The organism is Dyella acidisoli (assembly GCF_030160295.1).
Taxonomy (GTDB): Bacteria; Pseudomonadota; Gammaproteobacteria; order Xanthomonadales; family Rhodanobacteraceae; genus Dyella_B; species Dyella_B acidisoli.
In genome coordinates, this window is record NZ_BSOB01000010.1 from 329,297 (window position 1) to 342,693 (window position 13,397).

Genomic DNA, 13,397 nt, shown 5'->3' on the forward strand with positions numbered 1-13,397 from the left:
GCACGATGCTGGGTGTTACGCACCTATTGCGCAAGCATCACGCCCATCCATGACACAAACAACTTCCATCGAATTTGCCTGCCCGCTCTGGCGACGACTGTTGGCACTGATCTACGACCTCGTCGCCGTGCTGGCGATCGTGATGGTCGTGGGACTGATCTGCGAGCTGGCCACACATGGCGAACTGATCACGTCGGGCAAGCAGGTCCACATCGCCTGGTGGTATCAGCCGCTCCAGGCGACGGTGGTAGCCGCCTACTTCGTGGTCTCATGGCTGCGTGGTGGCCAGACGCTCGGCATGCGGCCATGGCGCATTCGCGTGACGGCAATCGGTGGAGCCCGGGTGACCGTGCGGCGCGCGCTGATCCGGCTGATCGTCGCCGCCCTGCCCCTATCTTTGTTGCTGTTGGCTCCGGTTTTGGGCCTACGGATGGCCGTTTGGGCGGTCGTACTGGGCTGGGCTATCTGGTTCGGAGCATCCCTGTCGGATGGACGTCGCCGGGCACTGCACGACCTGGCCGCGGGCACAGAAGTGCGCCGGATTGGCTGAAACAGTCGTCGCCCGCCTGCTTGAGACAGGCAAATCACTAACTGATTGATGTATAAGGCATCTCAAGCCTGACGCAACGCAACATTTCAGGCTGTAAACGGCTATCATATGACTTTAGTCGCCGGTATCCGTTCACCATGCTTTACCAGCTCCACGAATGGCAACGCGCCTTCCTCGGCCCGCTCAGCCACTACGCCGAAGCCAGCGCCCGCATGCTTACCGACCCCAGCAGTCCCCTGGCTCAGATGCCAGGTGCTCAACGCATGGCGGCGGGCTACGAGCTGATCCATCGCCTGGGCAAAGATTACGAAAAGCCGGCCTTCGACATTCACAGCATCACCAATCCGCAAGGCAACCAGATCGCCATCATCGAGCGCATCGATCTGGAAACGCCGTTCTGCGAATTGCGCCGCTTCAAGCGCTTCAGCGACGACCAGGAAACCATCGAGAAGATGAAATCCGAACCGGTCGTGCTGGTGGTGGCCCCGCTATCGGGTCATCACTCCACGTTGTTGCGCGATACGGTGCGTTCGCTGCTGCTCGACCACAAGGTGTACATCACCGACTGGATCGATGCGCGCATGGTTCCTGCGTCGGCGGGTCCGTTCCATCTGGACGATTACGTTGCAACGATCGAGAAGTTCATCCGCCATATCGGCGCCGACTCGCTGCATGTGATTTCGGTATGCCAGCCGACCGTGCCGGTGCTCGCCGCCATTTCGTTGATGGCCGCACGCGGCGAAGCCACGCCGCGCAGCATGACGATGATGGGTGGCCCGATCGATCCGCGCCGCAGCCCCACCAGCGTCAACAACCTCGCCACCCAGCAGCCGCTGAGCTGGTTCCGCGGCAACGTCATCCACACCGTGCCAGTGAACTATCCCGGCCATGGACGCGAGGTGTATCCAGGCTTTCTGCAACACGCCGGTTTCGTGGCGATGAACCCCGGCCGTCATTTGAGCTCGCACTGGGACTTCTATCTCAACCTGCTACGCGGCGACTTGGACGACGCCGAATCACATCGCAAGTTCTACGACGAATACAACGCCGTGCTCGACATGCCGGCAGAGTATTACCTCGACACCATCAGCACCGTGTTCCAGCAGTTCCTGTTGCCGCGCGGCCTGTGGGAAGTGAATGGCGAACGCGTGGATCCCAGCGCGATCAAGCGCACCAGCCTGCTCACTATCGAAGGCGAGTTGGATGACATCTCGGGCATCGGCCAGACCGAAGCAGCGCACGATCTATGCACCGGCATTCCGGCTTCGCGTCGCGCGCATCGGGTGATCCAGGGTGCCGGCCATTACGGCATCTTCAGCGGTCGCCGCTGGCGCGAAACGGTGTATCCGCAAATTCGCGATTTCATCCGTCGCTCGGATGTGGCGTTGGTGTCGAGCAAGTTCGCCTAAGTCGCGCAAATCCTCTCCGCCGTCGTTCCCACGAAAGCGGGAATGACGGCCATGAGGCTAAGTGATTCCTTAGCAACCTACGCAAAGAACGTCTTGAACGCGTTGATGGTGCGTTGCACACCGTCATCATCGATATCCAGATGCGTCACCAACCGAAGCGTCGGCAGATAGCCGATGCTGATGCGGATCGACGCGGCACGCAGATGCGCATCCAATTCTCGCAAGCGCTCGGCAGGCACATCGATGAACACCATGTTCGTGTACTGACCAAGCAGCTTGATGCCTGCAATCTCGCGCAAGCCATGAGCAAGTCGCACAGCGCGTGCGTGATCATCCGCCAACCTCGCCACGTGATGATCCAACGCATGCTGACACGCTGCCGCCAGCAACCCGGCCTGGCGCCAGCCGCCGCCGGTCACTTTGCGCCAGCGTCGCGCCTTGTCGATCAACGGTGTCGAGCCCACCAGCACTGAACCCACAGGGGCACCCAGCCCTTTCGACAGGCAGACTGAAACACTGTCGAAATGCTGCGTGATCGCGCGCGCCGGCACGCCACTGGCGACCGCTGCGTTATAAAGACGCGCGCCATCCAGATGCAAAGCGAGCCCACGTTCGCGTGCGAAATCATGTGAAGCACGCAGGTAATCAAGCGGCAGCGCGCGACCGTGCCAAGTGTTTTCCAAGGCCAGCAGGCGCGTTCGGGCGAAATGCGGATCGATCGGTTTGATCGCCGCGGCAACCTTGTCCAGCGGCAACGTACCGTCAACATCGTGCGCAATCGGCTGCGGCTGGATCGAGCCAAGCACCGCTGCACCGCCACCTTCGAACTTGTACGTATGCGCATCGGCGCCGACGATGTATTCGTCACCACGCTCGCAATGCGACATCAAGGCCACCAGGTTCGACTGCGTGCCGGACGGCACGAATAGTCCCGCCTCGAAGCCAAGATCGCTGGCCAAGCGCTGCTGCAGCGCGTTCACGGTGGGATCCTCGCCATACACGTCGTCGCCGACTTCCGCATCGAGCATGGCTTCGCGCATCGCGCGTGTCGGCTTGGTGACGGTGTCGCTGCGCAGGTCGATCCAGCCCATGGCGTTCTCATTAATGGATGGGGGCTTATGACTTTGCCGGGTAGCGTGGCTGTCGGCAAGTCGGCGCACGGATCGGCCTACGGGCTTATCGCTTCTCGCCATGAGGCCGGTGGCAAGATGGCAAACAAGCCATCCCGCTTCGCGCGCCGTGCCAGTCGCAACAGTTCATCATCACGCGTAAGCAACGCCACCGCACCTGCCTGATACGCCAGCTCCAGGAATTTCTGATCGTCGCGGTCGCGGCAACGCGGCAGTGTCACGTCGCTCAAAGCGGAAGGTGGCAGCTTTCGCACGTGCGCATCGAACATTTCGATGAACTGCGCACGGCGCTTCTCATCCAGCTTGAGCTGCGGATAAGCCAGCACCGCCAGCCACTCGCTACGACAATCCTCGCGCGTGACCAACTCGATCTCGCCCGCATGCACTGCTGCAAGCAGCGGTGCGCACTGCGGGTCATCGAACACGAACAGATCAAGACAAACGTTGGTATCCAGCACGTAGCGTAGCGGCACGCCGCTACGCATTCTTGCGGAAGTAGAAGAACCCGATGAACACCATCAGCATCGCCGGTATCACGTTTGCAGCCAGCGGCGGAACGCCGTACACGGTGCCGAAGCTCACGATCGCCTTCTGCACGAAATACCAGCTGATGGCGATGATCATGCCCATGAAGATGCGCTTGCCCAGGCCGCCCGAGCGCAATGCACCAAAGGCGAACGGCATGGTGCACAAGACCAGCACCAGCACATTGACCGGATACATCACACGCCCCCAGAACGGAGTTTCATAGGGCCGGGTGTTTTCACCGTTCTTATGCTTGTAGTCAATGATGTGCTGCAGATCGCGCATCGCCAGATATTGTGGCTGGATCAGCGACTGCTGCAGCACTTCCGGATCGAGCTTGGAATCCCAGTGCTCATCGGCTGACGTGCTGCTGTGCACGCCGTTGTCATCCAACGTCGTGGTGCGCACGTGGTGCAGCACCCATTCCTTGCCCACCTGCTCAGCCGTGTTGGCCTGGTCGAAGCGGCTCAATTGCCGGCCATCGGGTGTGAGCGTGAATACGCGCACGTCGATCAGCTGCACGAAAGAATGATCGCCTGCGGTGCGCAGCGTGCTGTTCTTGGCGTTGATGATGCGGTCGCCATCGCGCGCCCACGTGCCGCTGCTGGTCAAGCCGAGATTGCCGCCGGAGCGCAAGCGCAATTGCAACGCCTGCGCCTGCTGGTCGCCCCACGGGCCGATGGTTTCACCCATCACGACCACGCCCATCACCAGCACCGCCACCACACCCACGGCCGACACTGCAATGCGCAGACGCGACATGCCTGCCGCACGCAAGGCTGTCAGTTCACCGGTGGAAGCCAGGCCGCCAAGACCCAGCAGGCCGCCGATCAGCGCCGCAAAACTGAACATCTCGTACATGCGGCGCGGGATCGTCACCACGATGTAGAAGATCGCGTTGCTGAGCGTGTAACCGTTGCGTCCGATAAAACCAAGCTGGCGTACGAACTGGATCATCGCATCCAGGCCTACCAGAATCAGCCACACCATCAGCATCGAACCGAGCACGGTGATGCCGATCAGCCAATCCACCCGCTTGATACGCAGGCTTGCCATCATGCCCTCGCCTTGCGCGGCGAGCGCGCGGCGTATTGATTGCGGAAACTCCATGCGGCCAACGCAAACAGCATCAGGCTGAGCGCCCACATCGGCGTCGCGTGATGCCAATGGCCCTTGGCGAGCTGGCCGCGGCACAACCCCAGCAGGTTGTTGTACAGGAAGAAGCCGAGCACAGCGATCAACAGGCGTCCGTAGCGCGGTTCGCGGGGGGTCTGCCGCGACAACGGCATCGCCAGCGTCAACAACGCCAATGTCATCAGCGGCAGGATCGTGCGCCAGGCGAACTCAGCGCGCGCGTCGGGGGTGGTATTGCGCGCGAGGTCAACCATGCCGAGGTTGTGGATCGGATCTTCTTGATCATCCGACTGGATCGAGGAAAGCGCACTGTCGTTGCGCTCATATTTCATGCGGCGCCAGTTGTCGGCGCCGAGCGGAATCTCATACTGCCAGCCGTCGTACAGCGCCAGAAAGCGGTTGCTGTTGTCGCTGCTGGAATAAAGATGCCCGTGTTGACCGGAGACCATTTTCATCACCAGGGTGCCGTCCTTGTTGGTGCGCTCGGCGGCGATGAAGGTACGGCCGAGCTGCTGTCCGTCGCGGCTCAGCGAATCGACCAGGATGATGCCACCCTTGCCCGGCAGTTCCGTAAAACGGCCCGCATCAAGGCCCGCGGCGATGATCGAGCGGTTGGCGGCCTGGACCAGGTTGTCGGAGGTTCGCGCAGCCAGCGGCCCCAGCCACATCGACACCGTGCTTACCAAGGCCACCATGATCACCGCGACGATCACCATCGGCCGCAGCAGTCCGCCCATGCCCATGCCGGAGGAGGCAAGCACGTGCATCTCGCTTTCGCGGTACATGCGCCCGAAGGTTTGCAGTACACCAAGGAAGCCCGCCAACGGCAGCATGGTGGACAAGGTATCGACCATGTTCAGCCCCAGCACCTGGAACATCACGCTGGCGGGGAAGCTGCCCTTGGCCACCTGTTCGAGCACGTGCGCGAAAGTGGTGCCGGCCATGATCACCAGCAGCACGATCACCGTGGCACCGATGGTTGTGCCCAGCTCGCGCAGGAAATACCGGTCTAGGATGCTCAGCATGCGATAGAATTATGGGTTCCGTGCCTGCCCTGTCCTGGGAGGCAAACCCGTAGTCTAGCCGGTTCGGTGCACGCCGGTCTTCCCGCAGGATCTTGATGATGACGCTTCAATTCAGTCTTGGCTCCATCGCTCCCGAAACCGTCGACACCCCTTGCGTGGTGGTCGGCGTCTACGAAAACGGCCTGCTGACCAGTGCCGCGGCGCGTGTGGACAGCGCTGCCGGCGGCGCGATCAAGCGCCAGATGGAAACCGGTGACATCACGGGCAAGGGTGGCAGTACGACCCTGCTGTTCGCGCCATCGGGTGTGCAAGCCAAGCGTGTGCTGGTGGTGGGCCTCGGCGCGCAGAAGACGTTCGACGGCGCACGTTTCCAGAAGGTGAATCTGGAAGCGGCGCGCGCGCTCACCCGCCTGCCGATCGATAGCGCGGTCTCCTTCCTGGCCGAAGCCGATGTGCCGGGACACGATCACGCGTGGCGCGTGCGCATCGCCGCGCTGGCCGCCGATTACGCCGCCTATCGCTACACCGCTACCTTCAAACCGCGCGAGAAGAGCAGCCAACCGGAACTGCACAGCATCACTTTCGCTGCGGACGAGCATGCGCAGCCGGGTCTCGATCAAGCCATCGCCATCGCCGAAGGCGTGCGCTTCGCGCGCGAGCTGGCCAATCTGCCGCCGAACATTTGCAATCCTGCCTACATCGCCGAGCAAGCGGTGAAGTTCGCCGAAGGCCACGAGTCCGTCAGCTGCAACGTGCTCGATCACGAAGAAATGGAGCGCCTCAAATTCGGCTCGCTGCTCGCTGTGGGTCGCGGCTCGGCCAACAAGCCCAAGCTGATCGTGCTCGAATACAAGGGCGCCGCCGCCGATGAGAAACCCTACGCGCTGGTCGGCAAAGGCATCACCTTCGACACCGGCGGCATCAGCCTCAAGCCTGGTCCGGGCATGGAAGAAATGAAGTTCGACATGGGTGGCGCGGCCGGTGTGCTCGGTGCCTTCGTGTCGGCGGTAAAGCTGGGGCTGAAAATCAACCTCGTCTGCGTCGTACCGGCGGTGGAAAACATGCCCGACGGCGACAGCTATCGCCCCAGCGACGTACTCACCAGCTTGTCCGGCCTCACCATTGAAGTGCTCAACACCGATGCCGAAGGCCGCTTGATCCTGTGCGACGCCCTCACCTACACCGCGCAGACGTTCCAGCCCAAAGTGCTGATCGACGCCGCCACGCTTACCGGCGCCTGCGTGATCGCATTGGGCAAATACGCCAGCGGCCTCATGAGCAAGCACGATGACCTGGCTGACGAACTGCTGCGTGCCGGCGAAAACGCGCTCGATCGCGCATGGCGCCTGCCGCTGTGGGACGACTATCAGGTGCAGCTCGAATCCGGTTTCGCCGATGTCGCCAACATCGGCGGCAAGAATGCCGGTGCGATCACCGCCGGCTGCTTCCTCTCGCGCTTCACCGAAGGGCAGCGCTGGGCACATCTGGATATCGCTGGCACGGCGTGGGACGAAGGCCGCAAGGGTCTTGCCACGGGCCGCCCAGTGTCGCTGCTGGCGCAGTGGCTGATCGATCGCGCTGGTTGATCAAGCGGAGAGCGGGCATCGCACATGTCCGCTCTTTCTCTTTCCTCACATCGATAACCATGCCTCGCGCCGACTTCTACCTCATCGCCAAGCCGCGCTTCAGCGACCAACCGCTGCTGCTGGTCTGCGAGCTGGCGCGCAAGGCATTCGCCGCGCAACAACCCACGCTCATCCTCACCCGCGATTTCGCACAGGCTGAAGAACTCGACGATTTGCTGTGGTCGTTCGATGAGGACGCCTACATTCCGCACCAGCTGGCCGGTGACGACGATGACGAAAACACCGCCATACTGATCGTACCGCCCGGTATCGATATCCCGGCGCGCCCGCTCACCATCAATCTGCGCGAGCAATGCCCGCAAAGTTATGGCGAACGTGTACTGGAAGTGGTGGCTGCAAACCCGACCGAACGCGATGGCTCGCGTGTGCGTTGGCGCGAGTATCAGCGGTTGGGTTTTGAGGTGAACAAGTTCGACATGTAGGTGCGATACGCGGAGGTTCTAGCTGCGTGTTGCTAAATCAGCTTCTCTAGGTGCCGGCCGCGCCGCCAAAGCTTCCCGCAGCGCTGCCGCAAGCTGCTCACCCGTCAGCGGTTTGTGCAGAAACGCGTCGATGCCTATCTCACGCCCACGCGTGATTTCTTCATCGTCGTGGCGCGTCGTCGTCGCAACGATGGGTACGTGCTGACCCGCGACTTCACCGTGACGGATCAATTGCGCCACCTGCAATCCGTCGATGCCAGGTAGATCCAGTTCGAGCACGATCAGGTCGCACGATTCCGTTGCCAATTCCGCCAGCGCATTCAAGCCATGGCTGGCATGGCGCACGCGGTGGCCTTGATGCTCCAGCATGCCGCGGATGGCGCTGGCTGCCGTCGCATCACCTTCTACCAGCAATACCTCCAGCGAACGTTCCTGATGTGCGGGCTCCGGCACGATCTGCATTGTTTCATGTGCCACCTGCAACGGCAGCCTTACGTGGAACGTGGTGCCTTTGCCCAGCGCCGACTCCAAGGTCATGTTGCCGCCCATCAGGCCAACCAGCTCGTTGCAGATCGCCAGCCCCAAGCCACTGCCGATACTGCGCTGCGGCCCCGCATCCTGCTCGAAACGGGTGAACAGGCGCACGCGACTGGTTTCGGAAATGCCCGGCCCCGTGTCGCTCACATCCAGCGACAGCAGGTCATCCACCCAGTTCACATGGATATGGATGCCTCCGCGCTCGGTAAATTTCACCGCGTTGTTAACCAAGTTGAATAACACCTGCCGAATGCGCAACGCATCGCCGACCAACAAAGGCGGCACGCATTCATCCCATTGCAGATCGAGCGACAGTCCTTTCGCTTGCGCCGCACTCTTTTGCATGCGCACGACATCCTGCAGCAGCAGATGCAGGTCGAACGGCCCCGGATCCAGCACCAGCTTTCCGGCTTCGATGCGCGCCAGATCCAGCGCATCGTTCAACAACTTCAGCAGTACGTTGCTACCCCGCTGCACGGATTCCGCGTATTCGCGCTGCGTGTCGTTCAGCGGCGTCGCCAACAGCAATTCGGCCATGCCCATCATGCCGGTCATCGGCGTGCGGATTTCATGGCTGAGCGTGGCCAGGAAGCGACTCTTCGCGGCACTGGCCTGCTCGGCAATCTGATGCCGCTGCTCAGCAAGTTGCATGCGATGGCGGTGCGCCATGCGGCGACGCCAGGCGAGCAGCACGAGTAACGCCAGCGTGACGGTCACGCACACGTAGAGCAACCATGCCCACCAGCGCAGCCAAGGCGGGGACTGCACGATGATGTGCAGCGGCACGGACAGTTGCACCCATTCGCTTTCCGAACCGCGCGCCATGATGTCCAGCGTGTAATCGCCGCTGCCCAGCCCGGTGAATTCACGCTCGCCGTGATTGTCGCGATCCACCCAGTCGCTATCGGAGCCGTTGAGACGGAATCGATATTGATTGGCCGATGGATTGATATAGGAAAACACCCGCGCCTGGATATGCAGTTGGCTGTCTTCCCAGCTAACCTTGATCGGCTGCGCACTCAACGGCAGTTGGCGCGTTACGCCTTTATGCTGCACGGTGATTTGCGTCACCGACAACGTTGGTGCAATCGGCTTCGGATCGACCTTGTCCGGATCGAATCCCACCACACCGCCGTTCGTTGCGGCATAGAGATAGCCGTTCGGCAGCAGCGCATAACCTCGCGCGAACTCGCCATTCGACAGGCCGTTCTGCAAACCGACTTGATAGAAGCTGCTTTGCGCGGGATCGAAGCGCCACAAACCCTCGATGCTGAAAATCCATATCCGGCCCAGGCAATCGACATCCAGATCCACGGCGCGCAACGATGGCCAGCCGTGCTCCGCATCTACCGTGCGATCCAGTACCAGACGCAAACCATCGAGGTGGTAGTGCGACAGACCGTCCTCGGTCGCCACCCAGACTCCAGAGCGATCGAAGTCGAAGGCATCGATGGTTTTACCCGCAGGGATGCCGGGCACCATCACGAAACGGTCGCGCGTGCGATCGAACCACATCAGGCCGCCATCGCTGGCATACCAGAACGTGCCCTTGTAGAGCGTCATCTGACTGCCCCACATCACCTTCTCGTTCGGTTTATCCATAGGCACCGCAGACACGGCCAGCGTGTCCGGATCGATACGGAAAATCCCGTGGCCGAATGTACGCGCATACATCAGGCCGTCGGGACCGGGCTCGACCTCCAGCGGACGATCGAGCACGCGGTGTTGCGGATCGACCTCGTCGAGCCGGTTATGCACGTAGTCGTATCGGTACAACGCACCTTGCGGAATGATCCACAGACGCTGGTGGAAGTCTTCGGTCAAGCCGAGCACTCGCTCACTCAGTCCATCGAGGACGTGCTCGACCTTGCCGGTCACAGGATCGAGCCGATCGATGCGACCTCCGCGCTCACCGACCCACACGTGCCGGTCATCGCGCCCGCGCGCCATGCTGGTGGCTACTGAATCGCGCAGGCTGGCTGGATCGTCGGGAATGTGCGTGTAGCGGCTGAAGCGATTCCATCCCGGTGCGAGATAAGCCACACCACCATCGAACACGGCCACCCATAGGCCGCCTTCGCGGTCCATCATTGTCTGATACACCCAGGTGCCGGGCAGATCACCATTCAACAGCGGCTGGTTGATCAATGGAATGACCGGAGCTTTCGCATTCATCTGCAGGTACATGCCGCGTTGCGTGCCGACCCACAGGCGACCTGCGGTATCACGCGTGCTGGCCATCACGTTGGTTTGGTGCGGAATGGTTGGTGCGCCAAACAACCGCGCCACATCATCGGGGCCAACCATCAGCAACCCCTGCTCCGTGGCAACGCGCACTTCATCGCCCGTGCCGTTGATGCGCCACGCATCCAGCGACTGATTCGGATCGTCGGATTTGATGCGCACAAAGCTGCCATCGGGGTCGCGGCGAAACACGCCACGATCGGAGCCCGCCCATAGGCGCCCCTTGGCGTCTACATACAGCGCGGCAACGGCGCCGAAATCGCTGGGATACAGACCGATGATCGGATTGGTCACGTGCTCGAAGCTGTGACCATCGGGAAGCATGCGATCCAAACCTTCGCCGGTACCCACCCAGATCGAACCATCCGGCGTTTGCGCCATCACCCACACGCTATCGCTGGCCAGGCTCTGCGGATTACCGGGGTCATGCCCCCAATGGACGAACTTGCCCGTAGCGGCATCGTAGCGGTTCAGGCCGGCGCCCAGGCCACCCGCCCACACCATGCCTTGTCGGTCAACAAGCAGCGCAGAGATCTGATTGTTGTAGAGCGAATCAGGATCGTTTTCGATGTGGCGAAATACCTGAAAGTGCAGACCGTCGAAACGCGCAACGCCACCTTTAGTACCGAACCACATGGCACCGTCATGGTCTTGAGCTATCGCGTACACAGCACTGCTGGGCAGCCCATCCTGCGTGCCATAGCGCCGGAACTGGGGAGTCGGTAGCGGGGCAACGTCGGGTGCATGGATCGCTCCCTGCGAAACCGGTGCGGGTGTGGCAGATGCTGTGGACGCGGCATTGCCGGGCACGAAAGTACCCAGCAGCAAAGCCAGCCCCAACATGAAAACTGCCACGCGCGCCCCTCAGGCAGATCGGGACGGAGCGGTCACCCTACCGCGCTCCGTAAGGTGAAAGCATGCCAAATCCCACAAGTTCCCGCACCTGTTGTTCGCTATTGGCAACAATCCGTTCCGGGACCTGCGCTGGCGGCGTCACAGTGTTTCCGCCAGACTGGCGCAATGATTCGCCGATTCGTCTACCTGCCGCTGACTATCGGGTTCGGCTGCCTGGCTGCTTCACAGGCAGCGTTCGCCGTTGCTGATAGCTACCGCTATGACACGGTGCACAGCCAGATCGTCTTCAGCATCGATCACGATGGTTTCTCACGGCCGTTGGGGAGACTGCATATCGCGCAGGGATCGCTGCGGTTCGATCCGAATGACTGGTCCAAATCAAGCACTGAACTGGACATCGACATGCGCAGCATCGATATGGGTGATGCCGCATGGAATGAGGCCGCATGCAAGGCTTCGTTGCTCGACTGCAAGACGTATCCCACTGCGCACTTCGTCAGCACCTCGGTGGAACGCAAAGACGATACGAACGGTGTGCTGCATGGGACGCTCACTCTGCACGGCGTCAATCAGCCCATCGACATTCCGTTTCGCGTCAATCGAGTCGGCAAGACGATCTATGGCATGCACACTGTAGCCGGCTTTTCCGCCACCGCGATGCTCGATCGCACCGCATTCGGCATCAACGGTTTTCCCAATGCCGTAGGCCATGGCGTAGCCATCTGGCTCGAACTCGAAGGCATTCGCGACAATTCAAGCAATGACAAGGAGCATCCATGAGTTTGCGCAGTGACGGCCACCAGTGGGGATCGGTCGCCAAGTTCTTTCATTGGATCGTTGCGCTGGGCATTCTCGGCAACGGCGTGTGGGGCCTCTTGATGACGGACATGGCTCCGTCGATGAGCAAGATCAGCATCTACGCGCTGCACAAGTCGATCGGCCTCACCATCCTGGCGCTATTCGCACTGCGCCTGGCTTGGCGCCTGTACGATCGCGCGCCGCCGGACGAACCGATGCCGCCATGGCAGCGCATCGTGGCACATGCTACACACGTGCTGCTCTATGGTTTCATTCTTGCCATCCCGCTGAGCGGCTGGATCTACAACTCACTGCATGGTTATCCGCTGCAGTGGTTCAAGCTGTTCAACCTGCCCGCGCTTACTGCCAAGAACGATGAACTCTCACACGTTGCCGGCGAAGTGCACGAGTGGCTGTTCTATCTGCTGCTGCTGGTGTTGATCGGACATGCCGGCGCCGCGCTGAAACATCATTTCTTCGATCAGGACAACGTACTGCGCCGCATGCTGCCGTTTGCACGCGTGCGTCAAGGCAAAACATCTTCAGGAGAACTCACATGATCATCCGCATTGCTTCATTCGCTCTTGTGCTGGCCTTGGCAGCACCTTGTATCGCCACGGCCGCCGATTACACCGTGCAATCGGGCAGCACGCTGGGCTTCACCAGCAATTTTCAAGGCAGCAGCTTCGACGGTCGTTTCGACAAATGGACAGCTGCGATCAGCTATGACACGGCCAAGCTGGCCTCTTCGAAATTCGACGTAACCGTCGACTTGTCCACCGCTAAAACCGGCGACAACGATCGCGACAGCGCGCTGCCCGGGCAGGATTTCTTCAATGTAGCGAAGTACCCGCAAGCGCACTTCGTTACCACAGCGTTTCACCAACAAGGCAGCCAAATGATTGCCGACGGCACGCTGACGCTGCGCGGCGTAACCAAGCCGGTGAGCTTGAACGTGGTATTCAAGCCGCAAGGCAGCGGCGCCACGCTGGATGTAACCGGCACGGTGAAGCGCCTGGATTTCGGTGTGGGTGGCGGTCAATACGCGGATACGTCGGTGATCGGGCCGGACGTGAAGGTGACGGCGCATCTGGTGCTGAGCGCTAAATAACGTACGCCTTT

Annotated in this window: 12 protein-coding genes; 7 read left to right on the plus strand and 5 right to left on the minus strand. The window is 61.1% G+C overall.

What is annotated here, in order from left to right:
- The first annotated feature begins 49 nt into the window (after positions 1-49).
- A complete protein-coding gene (locus QQJ86_RS06460; protein WP_284320096.1) occupies positions 50-550 on the plus strand; it encodes an RDD family protein in 501 nt (166 codons plus the stop codon).
- 137 nt (positions 551-687) lie between these two features.
- Positions 688-1,959, plus strand: a complete 1,272-nt coding sequence (locus tag QQJ86_RS06465; RefSeq protein ID WP_284320097.1) for a polyhydroxyalkanoate depolymerase — start codon at positions 688-690, stop codon at positions 1,957-1,959.
- A gap of 77 nt (positions 1,960-2,036) precedes the next feature.
- Here QQJ86_RS06465 and ltaE read toward each other — a convergent pair whose 3' ends face one another.
- The 4 genes from ltaE to lptF form a co-directional block, all read right to left on the minus strand.
- The gene (ltaE, locus tag QQJ86_RS06470; protein ID WP_284320098.1) at positions 2,037-3,050 is read right to left on the minus strand and encodes a low-specificity L-threonine aldolase; all 1,014 of its coding nucleotides are present in this window, start codon (positions 3,048-3,050) and stop codon (positions 2,037-2,039) included.
- 77 nt (positions 3,051-3,127) lie between these two features.
- Positions 3,128-3,562: a putative toxin-antitoxin system toxin component, PIN family gene (locus QQJ86_RS06475; protein ID WP_284320099.1), complete on the minus strand. Its 435-nt coding sequence runs from the start codon at positions 3,560-3,562 to the stop codon at positions 3,128-3,130.
- A gap of 4 nt (positions 3,563-3,566) precedes the next feature.
- Complete coding sequence (gene lptG / locus QQJ86_RS06480) at positions 3,567-4,670, minus strand: LPS export ABC transporter permease LptG (RefSeq protein ID WP_284320462.1); 1,104 nt, start codon at positions 4,668-4,670, stop codon at positions 3,567-3,569.
- Positions 4,670-5,773 (minus strand): LPS export ABC transporter permease LptF, encoded by a 1,104-nt coding sequence (gene lptF, locus QQJ86_RS06485; protein ID WP_284320100.1) that lies wholly within the window; start codon positions 5,771-5,773, stop codon positions 4,670-4,672. Before lptF ends, lptG begins: the two co-directional genes overlap by 1 nt.
- 98 nt (positions 5,774-5,871) lie before the next feature.
- Between lptF and QQJ86_RS06490 the strand changes: the two genes are divergently transcribed.
- Positions 5,872-7,359, plus strand: a complete 1,488-nt coding sequence (locus QQJ86_RS06490; protein ID WP_284320463.1) for a leucyl aminopeptidase — start codon at positions 5,872-5,874, stop codon at positions 7,357-7,359.
- Positions 7,360-7,418: 59 nt separating this feature from the next.
- Positions 7,419-7,841 (plus strand): DNA polymerase III subunit chi, encoded by a 423-nt coding sequence (locus QQJ86_RS06495; protein WP_284320101.1) that lies wholly within the window; start codon positions 7,419-7,421, stop codon positions 7,839-7,841.
- An 18-nt stretch (positions 7,842-7,859) separates the two neighbouring features.
- On the opposite strand, the gene QQJ86_RS06500 is transcribed toward QQJ86_RS06495, so the two are convergent.
- Complete coding sequence (locus tag QQJ86_RS06500; protein ID WP_284320102.1) at positions 7,860-11,477, minus strand: hybrid sensor histidine kinase/response regulator; 3,618 nt, start codon at positions 11,475-11,477, stop codon at positions 7,860-7,862.
- Positions 11,478-11,642: 165 nt separating this feature from the next.
- Here QQJ86_RS06500 and QQJ86_RS06505 point away from each other — a divergent pair, with 165 nt between their 5' ends.
- The 3 genes from QQJ86_RS06505 to QQJ86_RS06515 are packed head-to-tail and all read left to right on the plus strand — an operon-like array spanning position 11,643 to position 13,386.
- Positions 11,643-12,257 carry a YceI family protein gene (locus QQJ86_RS06505; protein ID WP_284320103.1) on the plus strand — a complete coding sequence of 205 codons (615 nt, stop codon included), beginning with the start codon at positions 11,643-11,645 and terminating at the stop codon, positions 12,255-12,257.
- Complete coding sequence (locus QQJ86_RS06510) at positions 12,254-12,835, plus strand: cytochrome b (protein ID WP_284320104.1); 582 nt, start codon at positions 12,254-12,256, stop codon at positions 12,833-12,835. Before QQJ86_RS06505 ends, QQJ86_RS06510 begins: the two co-directional genes overlap by 4 nt.
- Complete coding sequence (locus QQJ86_RS06515) at positions 12,832-13,386, plus strand: YceI family protein (protein ID WP_284320105.1); 555 nt, start codon at positions 12,832-12,834, stop codon at positions 13,384-13,386. The genes QQJ86_RS06510 and QQJ86_RS06515 overlap by 4 nt, the downstream gene beginning before the upstream one ends.
- Positions 13,387-13,397 lie beyond the last annotated feature (11 nt).

Coding starts and splice junctions, on each gene's coding strand:
- QQJ86_RS06460 (WP_284320096.1), top strand. CDS start 50: ATGACACAAACAACTTCCATCGAATTTGCCTGCCCGCTCTGGCGACGA.
- QQJ86_RS06465 (WP_284320097.1), top strand. CDS start 688: ATGCTTTACCAGCTCCACGAATGGCAACGCGCCTTCCTCGGCCCGCTC.
- ltaE (WP_284320098.1), bottom strand. CDS start 3,050: ATGGGCTGGATCGACCTGCGCAGCGACACCGTCACCAAGCCGACACGC.
- lptG (WP_284320462.1), bottom strand. CDS start 4,670: ATGGCAAGCCTGCGTATCAAGCGGGTGGATTGGCTGATCGGCATCACC.
- lptF (WP_284320100.1), bottom strand. CDS start 5,773: ATGCTGAGCATCCTAGACCGGTATTTCCTGCGCGAGCTGGGCACAACC.
- QQJ86_RS06490 (WP_284320463.1), top strand. CDS start 5,872: ATGACGCTTCAATTCAGTCTTGGCTCCATCGCTCCCGAAACCGTCGAC.
- QQJ86_RS06495 (WP_284320101.1), top strand. CDS start 7,419: ATGCCTCGCGCCGACTTCTACCTCATCGCCAAGCCGCGCTTCAGCGAC.
- QQJ86_RS06505 (WP_284320103.1), top strand. CDS start 11,643: ATGATTCGCCGATTCGTCTACCTGCCGCTGACTATCGGGTTCGGCTGC.
- QQJ86_RS06510 (WP_284320104.1), top strand. CDS start 12,254: ATGAGTTTGCGCAGTGACGGCCACCAGTGGGGATCGGTCGCCAAGTTC.
- QQJ86_RS06515 (WP_284320105.1), top strand. CDS start 12,832: ATGATCATCCGCATTGCTTCATTCGCTCTTGTGCTGGCCTTGGCAGCA.